The organism is Opitutus sp. ER46 (assembly GCF_003054705.1).
GTDB lineage: Bacteria > Verrucomicrobiota > Verrucomicrobiia > Opitutales > Opitutaceae > ER46.
In genome coordinates this window covers 782,943-801,020 of the sequence record NZ_QAYX01000025.1, presented here as the reverse complement: position 1 = coordinate 801,020, position 18,078 = coordinate 782,943, and the positions used below count along the sequence as shown (strand labels likewise).

Annotated in this window: 13 protein-coding genes; 12 read left to right on the top strand and 1 reads right to left on the bottom strand. The window is 68.4% G+C overall.

From position 1 onward, the window contains the following. Positions 1 to 24: 24 nt before the first annotated feature. The 12 genes from DB354_RS21515 to DB354_RS21465 all read left to right on the top strand — a co-directional run bounded on the left by DB354_RS21515 (position 25) and on the right by DB354_RS21465 (position 16,859). Positions 25 to 1,368 carry a DUF1329 domain-containing protein gene (locus DB354_RS21515; protein WP_107837689.1) on the top strand — a complete coding sequence of 448 codons (1,344 nt, stop codon included), beginning with the start codon at positions 25 to 27 and terminating at the stop codon, positions 1,366 to 1,368. Positions 1,369 to 1,539: 171 nt separating this feature from the next. Further along, the gene (locus tag DB354_RS22130) at positions 1,540 to 1,719 is read left to right on the top strand and encodes a hypothetical protein (RefSeq protein ID WP_146180364.1); all 180 of its coding nucleotides are present in this window, start codon (positions 1,540 to 1,542) and stop codon (positions 1,717 to 1,719) included. Positions 1,720 to 1,776: 57 nt separating this feature from the next. Further along, positions 1,777 to 2,694: a YCF48-related protein gene (locus DB354_RS21510; protein WP_107837688.1), complete on the top strand. Its 918-nt coding sequence runs from the start codon at positions 1,777 to 1,779 to the stop codon at positions 2,692 to 2,694. Then, on the top strand, positions 2,691 to 5,078 hold the full coding sequence (locus DB354_RS21505) for an MMPL family transporter (RefSeq protein WP_107837687.1): 2,388 nt from the start codon (positions 2,691 to 2,693) through the stop codon (positions 5,076 to 5,078). The genes DB354_RS21510 and DB354_RS21505 overlap by 4 nt, the downstream gene beginning before the upstream one ends. A gap of 36 nt (positions 5,079 to 5,114) precedes the next feature. Further along, positions 5,115 to 6,869, top strand: coding sequence for an AMP-binding protein (locus DB354_RS21500; protein ID WP_107837686.1), 1,755 nt, complete (start codon positions 5,115 to 5,117; stop codon positions 6,867 to 6,869). Further along, a complete protein-coding gene (locus tag DB354_RS21495; protein WP_107837685.1) occupies positions 6,866 to 9,382 on the top strand; it encodes a 3-hydroxyacyl-CoA dehydrogenase/enoyl-CoA hydratase family protein in 2,517 nt (838 codons plus the stop codon). Before DB354_RS21500 ends, DB354_RS21495 begins: the two co-directional genes overlap by 4 nt. 4 nt (positions 9,383 to 9,386) lie before the next feature. Beyond that, positions 9,387 to 10,568 carry a thiolase family protein gene (locus DB354_RS21490; protein WP_107837684.1) on the top strand — a complete coding sequence of 394 codons (1,182 nt, stop codon included), beginning with the start codon at positions 9,387 to 9,389 and terminating at the stop codon, positions 10,566 to 10,568. 8 nt (positions 10,569 to 10,576) lie between these two features. Then, on the top strand, positions 10,577 to 11,326 hold the full coding sequence (locus tag DB354_RS21485) for an electron transfer flavoprotein subunit beta/FixA family protein (protein WP_107837683.1): 750 nt from the start codon (positions 10,577 to 10,579) through the stop codon (positions 11,324 to 11,326). Positions 11,327 to 11,508: 182 nt separating this feature from the next. Next, complete coding sequence (locus DB354_RS21480; protein ID WP_107837682.1) at positions 11,509 to 12,477, top strand: electron transfer flavoprotein subunit alpha/FixB family protein; 969 nt, start codon at positions 11,509 to 11,511, stop codon at positions 12,475 to 12,477. Positions 12,478 to 12,656: 179 nt separating this feature from the next. Then, on the top strand, positions 12,657 to 14,084 hold the full coding sequence (locus tag DB354_RS21475; protein WP_107837681.1) for a 4Fe-4S dicluster domain-containing protein: 1,428 nt from the start codon (positions 12,657 to 12,659) through the stop codon (positions 14,082 to 14,084). Positions 14,085 to 14,149: 65 nt separating this feature from the next. After that, on the top strand, positions 14,150 to 15,004 hold the full coding sequence (locus DB354_RS21470) for a (Fe-S)-binding protein (RefSeq protein ID WP_107837680.1): 855 nt from the start codon (positions 14,150 to 14,152) through the stop codon (positions 15,002 to 15,004). A 67-nt stretch (positions 15,005 to 15,071) separates the two neighbouring features. After that, entirely contained in the window at positions 15,072 to 16,859 is a 1,788-nt protein-coding gene (locus DB354_RS21465; RefSeq protein WP_107837679.1) for an acyl-CoA dehydrogenase family protein, read from the top strand. Positions 16,860 to 17,087: 228 nt separating this feature from the next. Here the strand turns inward: DB354_RS21465 and DB354_RS21460 are convergent, their stop codons facing one another. Then, the gene (locus DB354_RS21460; protein WP_146180363.1) at positions 17,088 to 17,966 is read right to left on the bottom strand and encodes a hypothetical protein; all 879 of its coding nucleotides are present in this window, start codon (positions 17,964 to 17,966) and stop codon (positions 17,088 to 17,090) included. Between the last annotated feature and the right edge of the window lie 112 nt (positions 17,967 to 18,078).

Below are 18,078 nucleotides of genomic sequence, written 5' to 3'. Positions count from 1 at the left end.
CCCCACCTCGGTTCCCCCACACCCATGAAGACCCTGCTCACCGCCGCCTGCCTGCTCGCCGTCGCCCCCCTGGCGACGGCCGCGCTCGACGAGGCCGCCCTTGCCAAACTCGGCAAGGAACTTACCCCGCTCGGCGGCGAACGCGCCGCCAACGCTGATGGCTCCATCCCGGAATGGACCGGCGGCGTCAAAGCCCCCGCCGGCTACAAGGTGGGTGATCATCACCCCGATCCCTTCGCCGACGACAAGCCGCTCTACACCGTCACGCCTGAAAATCAGGGCAACTACGCCGGCAAACTCACCGCCGGCCATCTCGCGCTGCTCAAGGCCTACCCCGACTACAAGCTCGTCGTTTACCCGACCCACCGCAGCGCGTCCGTCCCGGCGCGCATCGAGGAAGCCACCCGCAAGATCGCCTCCACCGCCCACCTCGTCCACGACGGCGCCGGCGTCGAGGGCGCGCTCATCGGAACGCCTTTCCCGATTCCGCAAAACGGCCTCGAGGTGATCTGGAACCACCTGCTGCGCTATCGCGGTGACGCCGTGGCCCGCTACATCAGCCAGGCCGCCCCGCAGCGCAACGGCGGGTTCTCGCTCGTGACGTTCGAGGACGAGTCGTGGTTCAACTACCACCGCCCGGACGTCACGCCCGAGACGCTCGACAACGTCATCATCTACTTCAAGCAGACCGTCACCGGTCCCGCCCGCCTCGCCGGCTCGATCCTCCTCGCCCACGAGACGCTCGATCAGGTGAAGGAGCCGCGTCGCGCCTGGACCTACAACGCCGGCCAGCGCCGCGTCCGCCGCGCGCCCAACATCGCGTACGACACCCCCGGCACCGCCTCCGACGGCATGCGCACCACCGACCAGTTCGACATGTTCAATGGCGCACCCGACCGCTACGACTGGGAGCTCGTCGGCAAGAAGGAGATGATCGTGCCGTACAACTCGTACAAGTTGCACAGCCGCGACGTGAAATACGCCGACATCCTGAAGCCGCTGCACATCAACCAGGACCTCGCCCGCTACGAGTTGCACCGCGTCTGGGTCGTCGACGCCAAGCTGAAGCCCGGCAAGTCCCACCAGTACGCCCGCCGCACGTTCTACGTCGACGAGGACAGCTGGCAGGTGCTCGCCGTGGATCAGTACGACACCCGTGGCCAGCTCTGGCGCGTGTCCGAGGCCCACTGCATCAATTATTACGAAGTGCCCGCGTTCTGGAGCACGCTCGAGGTCCACATGGATCTCCAGGTCGGCCGCTACCTCGCCATCGGTCTCGATAACGAGGGGCGGATGTACGACTTCAGCATCAAGCGCACGGCCCGGGATTACAGCCCGGACTCCTTGCGCCGCGAGGGCGTCCGCTAGTTCGTTCGCGCCGACGGCGCCCGTGGCGGGTTCGGTCCCGTCGCATCGCCGCCCGGCCCTGCTGTTCCCGTAGTGCCGGTCTTCGGCCGGTCAACCTCCCCATCTCCGACTGGAGACCGGCGCTACCATTTTCATACCCACCGTTAACCGGCCTCCCTGGCCTGTTTCGCCGTGACTGTTTCCCGCGTATCGGACGCCGCCCGCGTGCTCGTCCTGGTTCTGTTCCTCCTTCTCGTCTGCGGCCGCGCCCTGCAACCCGGTCCGCGCTCCCGCGACGCGCTCGCCGGCCGCGGGTCCGCCCTGCCGCCCGCCGCTGCATCCCCGACCGTTCCGCCGGCCCTGCCTTCCTGAATCCGCCACGCCGCGGGTGAGTTCTCTTCGCCGCGGCTCCCCACCGCTCTGATTCTCATGCGTCTTGTTCATCGGCTTTTCCTGGCGCTATGCGCGTTCTCCGCCACCCGCACCTTCGCCGCGGCGCCGCAGACGCTCTTGCTCGCCGGCGCGTTCGCCGGCAACGCCATCGTCGCTGTCGGCGAACGTGGCACCCTCCTGCGCTCCACCAGCGAGGGTCGCGAGTGGCAGCCCATCTCCACCAACGTCTCCGCCACGCTCACCGCCGTCACCTTCGCGCCCGACCACCAGCACGGCTGGGCCGTCGGCCACGAGGGCGTCATCCTCGGCACCACCGACGGCGGATCCACCTGGAAGCGGCTCGCCGCTGACAACCCAGCCGAAGACTCCTTCCTCGACGTCCTCGCGCTGGACGCGACGCACGTCATCGCCGTCGGCGCCTATGGACTGTTCGCCGAGACCAGGGATGGCGGCGCCACTTGGGAGCACCGCCGCGTCTCCGAGTCCGACACGCACTTCAACCGGCTGGTCGCCGGCCCCGGCGGAAGCCTGCTGCTCGCAGGCGAGAGCGGCACGCTCCTGCGCTCCACGGACCGCGGCGCCACGTGGCAGCCACTCACCGCGCCGTCCGCCGGCTCGCTCTACGGGGTGCTCGCCCTCGACGAGCACACGCTCGTCGCCCACGGCCTCCGCGGCCGCGCCTTCCGTTCCGAAGACGCCGGCATCACATGGCACGAGCTGACCACCGGCTCCACGGCACTGCTCGCCGCGGGGATTTCGCTGCGCGACGGCGCGATCGTCCTCGCCGGCTCCAGCCGCACGGTCGCGCTCAGCCGCGACGGCGCCCGCTCCTTCCAGCCCATCGAAGTCTCGCTGCCCGGCGCCGTCGCCGCGGTCCTCGAGTTGCCCGACCGCTCGCTCCTCGTCCTCGGCGAGGCCGGAGCCACCACCCTCCGCTTGCCGCCCTCCCCATGATTTCCCGCCTGCTCGATCGGCTCACCGCCACCCTCTTTCGGCACCGTCCCCTCATCCTCGCCGCGTTCGCCGCCTGCACCGTCGTGCTCGGCGTGTTCGCGGTCCGGACGCGCATCGACGCCAGCTTCGAGAAGCAACTCCCCACGGACCACGAGTACATCCGCACGTTCAACAAGTACGAAGGCCAGTTCGGCGGCGCGAACCGCGTCGTCATCGCCCTCATGGCTCGCCGGGGCGACATCTTCACCCCTGAGTTTTTCCAGACCCTCAAGGCCGCGACCGACGAGGTCTTCTTCCTGCCCGGCGTCGACCGCGCCCAGGTGCAGTCGCTGTTCACGCCCAATGTCCGCTACATCGAGGTGATCGAGGACGGCTTCACCGGCGGCAACGTCATCCCCGCCGACTTCACGCCCACGCCGGAGGGGTTCGCCCGCGTGAAGGAAAACATCGTCAAGTCCGGCAAGCTCGGTCAGCTCGTCGCCAACGACTTCACCGGCGCGATCATCAGCGCCCGCATCGTCGACCTCGATCCGTCGACCGGCAAGCCGCTCAACTACGCCAAGTTCTCCGAGCAACTCGAGCGTTCGATCCGCGACAAGTTTCAGTCGGCCGACGTCAGCGTCCACATCATCGGCTTCGCCAAGGTCATCGGCGACGTGACCGACGGCGCCAAAGGCGTGCTCATGTTCTTCGGCGTGTCGCTCGTGATCACGGCGATCCTCTTCTACTTCTTCTCGCAGTCGCTGGTCCTGACGCTCCTGCCGCTCGTCACCTCGATCTGCGCCGTCATCTGGCAGCTCGGCGTGCTGCGCCTCCTCGGCTTCGGCATCGACCCGCTTTCGATCCTCGTGCCGTTCCTGGTGTTCGCGATCGCGATGAGCCATGCCACGCAGCTTCTGCGGTCGTTCAACGCCGAGTTCTGCGCCGGGCGCAATGAACTCGAGTCCGCCCGCACTTCCTTCCGCCAGCTCATCGTCCCGGGCGTGGTTGCCATCCTGACCGACACCGTCGGCTTCCTCACGATCTACCTCGTCAAGGTGCCAATCATCCAGGAGCTCGCCCTCACCGCCAGCATCGGCGTGGTCCTCATCGTCTTCACCGACCGGCTCCTGCTGCCGATCCTGCTTTCCTATGCCCGCATGCCGCGCGGTTTCCGCCAACGCGTGAAACACCGGCACGACACGCTGCAGCCCGTCTGGCGCAAGCTCGCCGCGACCATCACGCCGGGCCACGCCATCGCCGTGCTCCTGGTCGGCGCCGCGGTCTTCGCCTACGGCAACTACAAGTCCCACCAGGTCCGCATCGGCGACCTGCACGCCGGCGTGCCCGAACTTCGCCCCGATTCTCGCTACAATCAGGACAGCGCGCTCATCACGCGCGAGTTCTCCATCGGGGTCGACTTGCTCACCGTCTACGTCGAGTCCGTCCCCAACGGCTGCATCGACCACGAGGTGGTCAACCTCATGGACCAGTTTGGCGGCCGGATGCGCTCCCTCCCGGGCATCCAGTCCGTTGTCAGCCTCGCGTCCGTCGCCAAGGTCATCAACGCGGGCTACAACGAGGGCTCGCTCAAGTGGCGCATTCTCCCGCGCGACCCGCGCGTGCTGGTCCAGAATGTGAGCCCGATCGAGACCTCCACTGGCCTGCTCAACCAGGACGGCTCCGTCATGCCGGTGATGCTCTTTCTGAAGGATCACAAGGCGGAGACCATCCAGGCCGTGACCGACGCCGTGAAGGAATTTGACCGCAGCCACGGCACCGCCAAGGCGCGGTTCCGTCTCGCCGGCGGCAACGTGGGCGTCATGGCCGCCACCAACGAGGTCGTCTCCGCCGCCCAGTTTCCGATGGTCATGTGGGTTTACGGCGTGGTCGTCGTGCTCTGTCTCCTGACCTTCGCCTCCTGGCGCGCCACGCTGTGCGTGGTCCTGCCGCTCGTCCTAGTCTCCGACCTGGCTTTCGCGCTGATGGTGCACCTGGACATCGGGCTGAAGACCACGACGCTCCCGGTCATCGCGCTCGGCGTCGGCATCGGCGTCGACTACGGCATCTATCTCTTTTCGGCGCTCCTCGTGCGCCTCCACCGCGGGCACACGTTTGAAGACGCGCTCCATCACGCGCTGAGCACGATGGGCGTGTCGGTGATGTTCACCGGCTGCGCCCTCGCCATCGGCGTCGGCACGTGGGCGTTCTCCACCCTGAAGTTCCAAGCCGACATGGGCCTGCTCCTGGCGTTCATGTTCTTCTGCAACATGGTCGGCGCGCTCTGGCTGCTGCCGGCCATGGCGCGCTGGCTCTGGCCCGCCGCCCACCTCGCCAAGCGGGCCGCGCTTTTTGCCGCGCGCGCCGGCTCCCCCGTCGACGCCAAGCCGGTCTCACCGCCCTGAGCCCGCGGCTGCTCCCCACCCTCGTTCCCACCCACCATGTTCGTTCCCACTGCTGCGACCGCGTCCCCGACGGCCACCGAGTCTGCGCCCGGCAACCCGTCCCGCCCGTGGCTTGCCCACTACCCGCCCGAGATCCCGCCGACCACCCACGAGCTCGACCGCCACCGCTCGCTCTGGGACATGCTCGGCGCCTCGCTCGAACGAAACGCCAGCCGCATCGCCCTGCAGTGTCTCGGCCACGACACCACCTACGGGGAGCTGGAGCGCCAGTCCCGCGCGTTCGGGAGCTGGCTTCAGGCTCATCGGGTCCAGCCCGGCGCCCGCGTCGCCGTCATGCTGCCCAACCTGCCGCAGTACTACGTCGCCGTCCTCGGGGCGTTGCGCATCGGCGCCGTCGTCGTGAACGTCAACCCGCTCTACACCGCACGGGAACTCGAGCACCAGCTCGCCGACAGCGGGGCCGAGGTGATCGTCCTGCTCGAGAACTTCGCTCACACGCTCTGCCGCGCCGTCGAGCACACCGCCGTGAAGCACGTCATCGTGTCTTGCGTGGGTGATCTGCTCGGGCCCGTGCGGGGACCGGCGGCAACGTTCGTCACCCGCCACCTCAAGCACGGCGTCCCGGCCTGGAGTCTCCCGGGCCACCACTGGTTCAGCGACGTCGTCCGCCACGGGGCCAACCGTCCGCTGCAGCCGTACACCGCCACGCAAGACGACATTGCCTTCCTCCAGTACACCGGCGGCACCACCGGTGCCGCGAAGGGCGCGATGCTCTCCCACCGCAACCTCCTTGCCGGCGTGCTCAACACCGCCGCCTGGACCACGCCGGTCCTCAGCGGTCTGCCCGCCGGTGAACGGCTCACCGTTCTCATCCCCCTGCCGCTCTACCACATCTTCGCCCTGCTGATCGGACTCACCTGGGTCCACCTCGGCGCCTGCGCCATCCTGGTCCCCAACCCGCGCGACATTCGCGGCCTGATCCGGACGATGCGCCGCCACCGGTTCCAGCTGATGATCGGCGTCAACACGCTGTTCAGCGCGCTGGTCCGCCATCCGGGTTTCGACCAGGTCGACTTCTCCGCTTGCCGCGCCGCGATCGCCGGCGGCATGGCGACGCACCGGGTGACCGCCGAACGCTGGCAGGCGGTCACCGGCCATGCGTTGACCGAGGGCTACGGCCTTACCGAGACGGTCTCCGCCGTGAGCTGCAACCTGCTCGGCGACGGCAATTACACCGGCACCATCGGCATCCCGTTTCCTTCAATGGAATTCGTGATCCGCGACGAGCAGGGGCAGGACCTTCCTGCCGGACAGGCGGGTGAACTCTGCGTCCGCGGTCCCCAGGTCATGGTCGGTTACTGGCAGCGGCCCGACGAGACGGCGCACGTCACCTCGCCTGACGGCTTCTTCCACACCGGCGATATCGGCGTGATGGAGCCCAACGGCTACTTCCGGATCGTCGATCGGAAGAAGGACATGATCCTCGTTTCGGGCTTCAACGTTTACCCCAACGAGATCGAGGACGTCGTCACCTCCCACCCAGGCGTCCTCGACTGCGCCGCGGTCGGCATCCCGGACGAACACTGCGGCGAGATCGTGAAGCTCTTCGTCGTGAAACGGGACCAGGACCTCACCGCCGAGGAGCTCACGCAGCTCTGCCGGCGCAAGCTTACGGCCTACAAGTGCCCGCGCCAGGTCGAGTTCGTTCCCTCTCTCCCCAAGAGCGCGGTCGGCAAGGTCCTCCGCCGCGCCCTCCGTCCTTCCTCCCCCTCCTCCACTCCCACGTCATGACCCTCACGCTTCCTGTTGCCCCCGCTTCCACCTCCACTTCGCCGCTGCCGGTGGAGTCCACCGCCGGCGCGAAAGAGCGCACGCTCCCGGCCGCCGCTTTCTCGGCCCCACTGCGCATCCGCACCGCCGCCGTGATCGGCGCCGGCACGATGGGCGCACAGATCGCGGCCCATCTCGCCAACGTCGGCATCCCGGTCCTCCTGCTCGACGTCCCACCGACCGAACTCCTCCTCGAGGAGCAGGCGCGCGGTCTCGATCTCCGCTCTCCCGCCGTCCGCAATCGCGTCACCCGCACGCTCTTCGACCGCGCGTGCAAGCTGTCGCCGTCCCCGCTGTTCACCAAATCCGCCGCCGCCCTCGTCCGGCTCGGCAACGTCGAGGACAACCTGCCCGAGGTCCGCGAGGCCGACTGGGTGATCGAGGCCATTCTCGAGCGGCTCGACCTCAAGCAGACCTTGCACCGGCAGCTCGCCGCGCTCGTCCGGCCCGACGCCCTCGTTACCACCAACACCTCCGGGCTGCCGATCGCCCGGCTCGTCGAGGGCCTGCCGCCGACCTACACGCGCCGTTTCTTTGGCACGCATTTTTTCAACCCGCCGCGGTACATGAAGCTCCTCGAGCTCATCCCGGGGCCGAACACCGAGCCGGCGTTGCTCCAGTCATTCAGCACCTTCGCCGCCAGCGTCCTCGGCAAGGGCACCGTCGTAGGCAAGGACACCCCCGGCTTCGTCGCGAACCGCATCGGCTGCTACGATCTGCAGACCGCGCTCTGGCTCATGCTCGAGGAGGGGCTCGGGGTCGATGACGTCGACGCGATCACCGGCCCGGTCATCGGACGGCCCAAGAGCGCGACGTTCCGACTCTGCGATGTCGTGGGCATCGATCTCATGGCCCAGATCGGCGCCAACCTTCGCGAGATGCTCCCGCGCGAGAGCGAGCGACGCGTGTTTGCCCAGCCGAAGTTCGTCACCGAGATGATCGAGCGCGGCTGGTGGGGTGCCAAGAAGGGCCAGGGTTTCTACCGCCGGATCAAGGGCGCCAAGGGCGCCGAGGTCCAGGTGCTCGATCACCGCACGCTCGAGTACCGGCCCGTCGCCACGCCCGCGTTTCCTTCCCTCACCGCCGTCAACCGCATTCCCGCGCTGCCCGTCCGCCTGCGCGCGTTGTGTTCCATCGGCGACGCCGCCGGCCGCTTCGCCTGGAAGCACCTGAGCACGGTGCTCTGCTACGCTGCCAACCTCGTGCCGGAGATCTCCGACGACCTCGTCACCATCGATAACGCGATGAAGTGGGGCTACAACTGGGAGCTCGGGCCGTTCGAGCTCTGGGACGCCCTCGGCGTCGCCGAGGTGGTCGCCCGCCTGGAACGCGAGGACCGCCCGGTACCGGCGCTGGCAAAGGCCCTCCTCGCCTCCGGCCGCACCTCCTTCCACCAGATGCGCGCCAACCGCGTGTACACGTTCGCGCCCGGCTCCGACGCCGACGTCGAGCAGACCACCCCGCCCCAGGCGCTGCGGCTCGACCGCGTGCGCGCCGCCGGCGGCGTGATCGGCCACTACTCGGGCGGCAGCCTGCTGGATCTCGGCGACGGCGTCGCCTGCCTCGAGTTCCACAACAAAATGAACGTGATCGGCGAGGAGCAGCTCACGCTCCTGCGCGAGGCGCTCGAGCGCGTGCGTCGCGACTTCGCCGGGCTCGTCATCGGCAACCAGGGCCCACACTTCTCGGCCGGCGCCAACCTCAAGGAGTTCGCCACCTATATCAGCCAGGGCCACTGGGAGGACATCGACGCCATGCTCCGCCGCTTCCAGGAGGCCACGAGCACGCTCCACCAGTTCGAGAAGCCGGTCGTCGCCGCCGTTCACGGCTACACGCTCGGCGGTGGCTGCGAACTCGCGATGGGCTGCGACCACGTCGTCGCCTCGGCCGAGACCTACATGGGACTGCCCGAGGTCGGCGTCGGTCTCATCCCCGGCGCGCACGGCACGAAGGAGATGCTTGTTCGCTGCACCGAGGGCATTCCCGCGGGCGACGATCCCGACTATTTCGCGGGTGTCCGGCTCGCGTGGGAAACCATCGCGCTCGCCCGGATCGGTGGCGCCGCGGTCGAGGCCGCCAAGCTCCGCTACCTACGGAACGGCGAGTGGACCCTCGTGATGAACCAGGACTGGCTCATCGGCACCGCCAAGGCGAAGGTCCTTGCGATGGCGCCGGACTACCGGCCCACCCCGATGCGCACGAACATCCCCGCGCTCGGCCGCACCGGCAGCGCCAATCTGCGCTCCGCCCTGCACAACATGCATTGCGCCGCCCAGATCAGCGCACACGACCAGAAGATCGGCGCGCGTCTCGCCCACGTGCTCTGCGGCGGTGACCTCACCAGCCCCCAATTCGTATCCGAATCCTACATTCTCGAACTCGAGCGCGAGGCGTTCCTCGGCCTCTGCGGCGAGCCGCTCACCCTCGCCCGCATCCAGCACATGCTCATCACCGGCAAACCCCTCCGCAACTGATCCCATGAAAGAAGCTTTCATCGTCTCCGCCGTCCGCACCCCCGTCGGCAAAGCCCCTCAGGGCAAGCTCTGCACCGTCCGCGCCGACGACCTCGGCGCCCTCTGCGTCCGCGAGGCCCTCGCCCGCGCCCCTGGCCTCGAGCCCGCCATGATCGACGACGTCATCATGGGCTGCGCCATGCCCGAGGGCTCCCAGGGGTTCAACCTCGCCCGCGTCGTCGTCCAACTCGCCGGCCTGCCGGAGTCGGTCCCAGGCGTCACCGTCAACCGGTTTTGCAACTCCGGGCTCGAGGCCATCGCGATCGGCGCCCAGCGGATCATGTCCGGCATGGGCGACGTCGTGGTCGCCGGCGGCGCCGAGAGCATGAGCCTCGTGCCGATGTTCGGCTACCGCACCACGCTCAACCCGACGCTCGTCGACACGATGCCCGACGCCTACCTGTCCATGGGCCTCACCGCCGAGAACGTCGCCCGCGACTACGGCATCTCCCGCGAGGACCAGGACGCGTTTTCCTACCAGAGCCACCAGAAGGCCCTCGCGGCGATCGAGGGCGGCCGGTTCAAGGAGGAGTGCCTCACGGTCCCCGTCACCGAGGTCAACCTCGGGCCCGACCAGCGGCGGCGCGAGAACCGTTTCGCCTTCGACACTGACGAGGGTCCGCGCGCCGACACGTCGCTCGAGCGACTTGGCGCCTTGAAGCCTTCCTTCCACCCGAAGGGCACTGTCACCGCTGGCAACTCCTCCCAGCGCAGTGACGGCGCAGCCGCCGTCGTGCTGATGTCCGGCGATCGCGTGCGCGAACTTGGCCTCAAGCCCATCGGCCGCTTCGTCTCCTACGCCGTCGGCGGCGTTGCCCCCGGCGTCATGGGCATCGGCCCGATCGTCGCCATCCCGAAGGCCCTCCAGCGCGCCGGGCTCACCCTTGACCAGATTGACCTCATCGAACTCAACGAGGCCTTCGCCGCCCAGAGCCTCGCCGTCATGCGGCGCTGTGAACTCCCGTCCGATCGCGTCAACGTCAACGGCGGCGCCATCGCGCTCGGTCATCCGCTCGGCGCCACTGGAGCCAAGCTCACCGTCCAGGTGCTCCACGAGCTCCGCCGCCGCCAGGGCCGCTACGGACTCGTCACCATGTGCGTCGGCGGCGGCATGGGCGGCGCCGGCGTCATCGAGTTCCTCAACTGAGGCGCCCCATGAAGATTCTCGTCCCGCTCAAGCGCGTGCCGGATCCCGACACCCCGCTGCGGCTTCGCGCCGACCGCTCCGGCATCGACCTCGACGGCGCCAAGTTCGTGATCAACCCATTCGACGCGATCGCCCTCGAGGAGGCCCTGCGGGTCAAGGAACGCTCCGCCAACGTCGAGGTCGCGGTTGTCTCGATCGGCAGCGACGACGCCATCGAGCAGCTGCGCGCCGGCCTCGGCATGGGCGCCGACCGCGCCGTGCTCATCCGCGTCGCCACGCCGCCGGATTCCCTCGCCATCGCCAAGGTGCTCGCCGCGTTTTTTCAGCGCGAGAAGCCCGATGTCGTCCTCATGGGCAAACAGGCGATCGACGATGACTCCAACCAGGCCGGACAAATGCTCGCCGGCCTCCTGCGCCTCCCACAGGCCACTTTCATCTCTCGGCTGGAGTGGACACCCGGCGAGCCGCGCGCCGTCTGCCGCCGCGAAACCGACGCCGGGATCGAGACGGTCGCGGTCAGGCTGCCCGCGGTTCTCACCGCCGACCTGCGCCTCAACGAGCCACGCTACGTTTCCCTGCCGGGCATCATGAAGGCGAAACGCAAGCCCCTCGAGGAACTCGCCGTCGCCGACCTCGGCGTCGACCCCACGCCCCGCACCACCATTCAGAAGCTCGAGCTCCCGCCCAAGCGCGCCGCTGGCATTCGCGTCAAAACCGTCGAAGACCTCGTCACCCACCTCCTCGCCGCCCGCGGCTGACCGCCGCGGGCGAAGTGAAAGTGAAAGTGAAAGTGAGGGTGAAAGTGGCCCGCCCCCGAAGCCTCCAACCGCACATCGACACCCGCGCACCGGCCCCGCCCTCACCCTGCTTTGACTCAGACGGCCGACTACCACCCCGCCCCGCCGTCCGCCCACTCTCACTTTCACTCTCACTCTCACTTATGAATCTCCTCATCGTTGCCGAGATCTCGCGCGGACAGCTCAAGCTCGCCACCGGCGCCGCGATCGGGTTTGCCCGGCAGGTCTGCGCCGCGGGCGCCCATACCTTCGACGTTCTCCTGCTCGGCTCAGACGTCGGTGGACTCGTTCCCAGCGTCGCCTCATACGGCGCCAGTGCGGTGCTCATCGCTGCTGCCCCCGCCCTCGCCGAACCGCTGGCAGACCGCTACGCCGACGTGATCGCCCAGGTCGCCCGCGAACGGAACACGAGCGTCGTCGTGGCGGCCGCGTCCACGTTCAGCAAGGACGTCCTGCCCCGCGCCGCGGCGCTGCTCGACGCTGGGATGCTCAGCGACGTCATCGGCGTTGACGCCTCCGCCGAGGAACCCGTCTTCCGGCGGGTCATGCACGCCGGCAACGTCGTCGCGACCGTGCGCCTCGCCGGCGCCGTCAAGGTCCTCACCGTCCGCTCCTCCGCGTTCCCAACCCCGGAAAAGTCATCCGCCACGTCGCCAGCCGTCCCCGTGACCATCGACGTCGCGGCACTTCCCTCTGGCATCGAGTTCATCAGCCGCGAGGAAAAGGGCGCCGGACGGCCCGATCCCACCGAGGCGCGCATTGTCGTCTCCGGCGGCCGGGCCCTGAAGAACGCCGAGGACTTCGAGCGCCTGGTTGGCGGGCTCGCCGACACGCTCGGCGCCGCCGTCGGCTCCTCCCGCGCGCTCGTCGACGCCGGCATCACCTCCAACGCGCTCCAGATCGGCCAGACCGGCAAGGTGGTCGCGCCCGAGCTCTATCTCGCCGTCGGCATCTCCGGCGCCATCCAGCACGTCGCCGGGATGAAGGACGCCAAGGTCATCGCCGCCATCAACAAGGACCCCGATGCGCCGATCTTCGCCGTCGCCGACTACGGTCTCGTCGCCGACGTCTACGAAGCGGTGCCGCAGATCATTTCGCGGCTGAAACACTGAGGTCGGCAACGGAGCAGGAATGCAGCGAGGAGAGAAAGAGTAAGAGGAAGAGTAAGAGAAAGACGCTGATCCGACTGGCGGCAGATACCGAACCAACTGAGCGACGCGGTCCGAAAACGAGAACGATTCGAGCACGACCCTTCACTCCCTCATTCCCTCACTCCCTCATTCCCTTTCCCATGACTCCCACTCGCGAAACGTTCGGCAATATCCCGCAGAGCTCGCAGTGGGCATTCTACATTCTCGCCGTGGTGTCGACGGGGGTCTTCGCGTACGGCGTCTGGCGCCGCTACCAGCTCTGGCGTCAGGGCCAGCCCGTGGGCTGGCGCGAACTGGGCATCACGGCGCTGCGCAACATGCCGACGCTCCTCCGCCGGCGTCCGCGTCCGGCCGCCCCCGCGGCCGCGGAGATCGACGCGCCGCCGACTCTCACTCACCTGTCCAACCAGATGGAGCTGAAGGCAGCGATCGGTCCGGGCGTGAAACGCGTGCTGGTCGACGGACTCGGCCAGCAGCGGGTGAAAGGCCGCGGAGCCGCAGGTCGAGCTCACATCGCGCTCTTTGCCGGCTTCATGCTGCTGCTCCTCGGCACAACGCTCCTGGAGCTCGATCACATCGCGGGCTGGATCTCGAAGAACCTGCAGTTTCACCACGGCACCTACTACGTCGTGTACGAGTTCGTCCTGGATATCGCCGGACTCTTCTTCCTGCTCGGCTGCGGCTACTTCCTGTGGCGTCGCACGCGCCGGCCCGCGAGCGTCGGCCATCGCGGCAGCGACTGGTTCGTGCTCGGCACATTCATCGCGATCGGCGTCACGGGCTACGTCATCGAGGCGTTGCGCATCGTCTGGCAGCAGCCGCACGGCATTGCCGCGCAGTGCTCCCCGGTCGGCTTGTGGCTCTCCCAGGCGTTCGCCGGACTCGGCGAACCCGGCGCACGACAGTGGCACCTCGCCGCCTGGTGGGCGCACGCGCTCCTCATCTTCGGCTTTTTCGCGGCGATCCCGTTCACGCGGCTGTTCCACTTCATCGCCGGCCCCCTCAACCTGTTCCTCTCGCGGCCGGCGATGGGACAACTCCAGCCCGTCACGATGGAGGAGGTCGAGCGTACCGGGCGCGTAGGCGTGAACGACATCCGCCAGTTCACGTTCCAACAACTGCTCAGCCTCGACGCCTGCATGGAGTGCGGTCGCTGCGAGGACGCCTGCCCCGCGTTCGCCACGGGGAAGCCGCTCTCGCCCAAGCGCGTCGTCCAGGATCTCAAGCACCTGATGCAGGACACGCTCGGCGCCGGTCCGACAGCCGCCGCGCCTCGCGCGCTGCACGGCGAGACGATCGCCGCCGAGACGCTCTGGGCCTGCACCACCTGCAGCGCCTGCGTCGACATCTGCCCCGTGCGCATCGACCAGCTTCGGCTCATTCTCGATCTCCGCCGCCACCTCGCGAACGAGGGCGGGCTCAGCGGCACCGCCGCCACCACGCTCCGGCGAATGCAGTCCGCCGCCAACCCCTGGGGCCTGCCCGCCTCGGAGCGGGCCGCGTGGCGGCCCGTTGCCACTCCGCCTCCGGCTCCGGCTGCGGCCGCCGAACCGGCCAGCTCTCGCTGAGCCGGCACTTCCCCCCGCGCCAGCCGCTCTCCGCCAAACTTCGTCCGTCCCCTCGCTCCCCTCCCATGGATATCCCCGCCGCCCCGACCGTCCGCGAGAACCCGAACTTTGAACTGCTCTACTGGATCGGCTGCGCGGGCTCATACGACCGCCGCGCCCAGCGCGTCGCCCGCGCCATGGTCCGGTTGCTCAACGCCGCCGGTGTCAATTTCGCGATCCTCGGCTCCGAGGAGAAGTGCACAGGGGACTCCGCCCGCCGGCTGGGCGACGAGTTTCTCTTCCAGGAACTCGCCACCGCCAACATTGCGACGCTCGCCAAGTACGGCGTGCGCAAGATCGTCGCGCACTGCCCGCACTGCCTCAACGCCCTCCTGCGGGACTACCCCGCGTTCGGCGGTCACTACGAGGTTGTCCACCACACGCAGTTGCTCGCGGACCTCCTCGCGAGCGGCCGGCTCAAGCTCGCCTCCCCCGCGCCCGGCGCCGCCACCGCGTCCGTCACGTATCATGATCCATGCTACCTCGCGCGCGTGAACCGGATCCACGCGGCGCCGCGTGAGGTCCTGCAGGCCGCTCTCAACGGCACCGGCGCGGGACCGCTGCGCGAGATGGCCCGTCGCGAGGAGCGCACCTCCTGCTGCGGTGCCGGCGGCGGCCGCATGTGGATGGAGGAGCCGCCCGCCCAGCGCGTGTCCACCCAGCGCGCCCGCGAGGCCCTGGGTACCGGCGCCGGTACGGTCGCGGTCGGCTGCCCCTTCTGCCTGACCCAGATGACCGATGGCGTGGCCGCCAACGGCTCCGAGGCGCGCGTCCTGGACGTGGCCGAGATTCTCGCTGAGCGGTTGCCCGCAAATCCGGCCAGCGGCTCACCCGCCGTCGCCACCGCCAACGCCGCCGGGCCGGCCGTCGCCAGCGCCTGAACCGCTCTCGCCCCTCCGTCCGCCACGTTCCTTCCGCATCACATTCAACGTTATCCCCACCCCGAACATGCCCATCGACACTGCCCTCCCCACCCGCCTCACGGGCGCCGACTTCCTGCTCCACGACATCGACCCCTCCGAGATCTTCACCCGCGAGGATCTCGCGTCCGACGAACGCCAGATGGCCGACACCGCTGCGCGGTTCATGGACAAGGACGTCCTCCCGCAGCTCGACCGACTCGAGCACCAGGAGGAGGGCCTCGCACGCAAATTGTTCAACCAGGCGGCCGAGCTCGGTCTACTCGGCATTGAGGTGCCGGAGGAAAACGGCGGACTCGGGCTCGGCAAGCGAGCGCACATCGGCGTCATCGAGCAGCTGGCCGGGCTCGGCGGCTTCGGCATCACCTGTAGCGCGCACAGCGGCATTGGTTCCCAGCCCCTCATCTACTTCGGCAACGCCGAGCAGAAGGCGCGTTACCTGCCGAAACTCGCCAGCGGCGAGTGGATGGCCGCGTACTGCCTGAGCGAGGCCGGCTCCGGTTCCGACGCGCTCGGCATGAAGACCAAGGCCGTGCTCTCACCCGACGGAAAGCACTACATCCTAAACGGCGTGAAGATGTGGATCACCAACGCGGGTTGGGCCGACCTGTTCACGGTGTTCGCCAAGATCGATGGCCAGCACGTGACCGCGTTCCTGGTCGAGCGGACGTTCCCCGGCGTCTCCACCGGACGCGAGGAGCACAAGCTCGGCATCAAGTCGTCCTCGACGCGCCGGCTCATCCTCGAGGACGTCGCCGTGCCGGTGGAAAACGTGCTGGGTGAGGTCGGCAAGGGCGCCTACATCGCGTTCAACATCCTGAACTTCGGCCGGTACAGCCTGGGCGCCGCGATGGTCGGCCCGGCCCGCGCGCAACTCGGATTCGCCACCAAGTACGCCCAGGAGCGGCAGCAGTTTGGCCGGCCGCTGGCCTCGTTCGGGCTCATCCGCCAGAAGCTGGCCGACATGGCCGCGAAGATTTACGCGACCGAAAGCGCGACCTACCGCACCGCCGGTCTGATCGACGAACTCTTCGCCACCGGCGCCACGGTCGACTCGATGAACCCGCCGTTTGCCCGCGCGCTCGATGAGTTCGCGGTGGAGTGCTCGGTGCTGAAGGTACGCGGCTCCGAGATGTTCTTCGAGATCGCCGACGAGGCGCTCCAGATCCACGGCGGCTACGGATTCACCGAGGAGTTTCCCGCGGCGCGCGCGCTGCGCGATGCCCGCATCAACCGCATTTTCGAAGGCACGAATGAGATCAACCGGCTCTTCATTCCCACGACGCTGCTGCGCCGCGAACAGCGCGGCCGGTTCCCGCTTCTGCAGACCGCGTTGAAAGTGGCGGCGGAGATCACCGGCACGCCGCCAGCGCTCCCGAGCGCCGATCGGCTCCTCGACGCCCAGGCTCTGCTCGGACGCGCCAAGAAGCTGGTCTTCCTCCTCGCCGGCATCGCGGGTCGTACCTTCGGCCTGAAGATCGGCGACGAGCAGGAGGTGCTCGCGCCGCTGGCGGATGTCGTCTCCGAGATCTACCTCGGCGAGAGCGCCGTGCTGCGCGCGCTCAAGCTCCGCTCGCGCCTGGCGCCCGAGGCCGCGGTGGCCGCCGACCTGGCGACGCTGTCGGTCAACGACAGCCTCGGCCGCATCGAGGCCGCGGCCCGCCGGGTCCTCGAAGGCTGCCTCCGCGATGACGCCAGCTTCGGCCAGCAACTGAAGACCGTCCGCCTGCTGCTCGCCTGGCAGCCGCTCAACAGCATCGCCCTGCGCCGCCGCATCGCCGACCAGATCACCGCCCGCAACGGATATCCGCTCTGAGCGGTGGCCAGACGTCAGAAGTCAGATGTCGGATGTCAGCAATCAGAGGTCAGACGCCGGAGGCTGGAAGCGGCAGATGTCAGATGTCGGTCCCGTTTTTTTCGACCTCTGACATCTGATCTCTGACATCCGACATCTGATTCGGCCTCCGGCTTCCGGCCTCTGGCCTCCGGCATCTGGCGTCCGGCCTCCGGCTTCCGGCTTCAGCCCTTCAGCCCTTCAGCCTTTTCAACAGAGGGGCGCCATCACGCCGTCGCGCTCGTCGTGAAGCTTCGACACGTCGAGGCCGTCGAGGACGATCACGCCCTGGAGCGATGAAATCAGGGCGGGTTCGTTCCACTGCCAGACGATCTCGCCGGCGGGATTGAACTGCAGCAGCTGCACACCGGCCGCGCCGTGGCCCGGGCCGTGGTCCTGCCAGTTCACGACCACCACGTCGCCGTTCGGCAGGAGTTGAAACATCGCGTAGAAGAACGGATGCACCGCCTCCGGGACCTGGCCCTTGCCGCCAAACCGGCGGAGTTCACGGCCGTTCGGGTCGAGTTCGACCATGAACGCGCCATACCCCGCCGAGGAAATGATCGTGCCGTCCGGCCGCCGCAGCGCCTTCCAGGCATGCAGGAATCCTTCGACCGGCAGCTCGCGCAGCGTCTTCCCCGCGCGGTCCGTCTCCCGTATCCTGGTGTTGCACATCATGAGGAACGTCCCCGCGGCCGTCTCCCGCATCAGTCGCACATAGTCGCCCTCGAGCACCTGCTTCTCGATCACCCGATCCTGCGCGTCGAGTTCCGCCAGCACCACCCCGGTCGCATCCAGCAGGTTCACACCCGCCAGCCGCGTGTGGCCGTTGGGCAGCCGTCGCACCGACGTCACGCCTTTGAGGCTCGCGAGTTCCTTCACCCGTGCGCCTGTCGCCAGGTCAAACTCCGTGTAGCCGTGGTGGTGCCCGATGAGCACCCGTCCGCAACCCACGAGCTGCATGTCGCGCGGCTGCTCGTGCCCCAGCGGCAGGAGCCAGTTCCGGCGCTGGTCCCGTTCGTCAACGTGCAGGACCGTTCCCAGGCCTTCATCAAGGGCGACAAACTCGTGGTGAATGCTGCGGTTCATGGAGCTGTGCACCGTGGCAACCGCCGTCGGCACTGGCGAGTCCGCAGTACTCCCCGCAGCGGCGGACCGTCCGGCGCCGAACCATCCCTCCCTGCCCCTCCCCCGCCGAAAA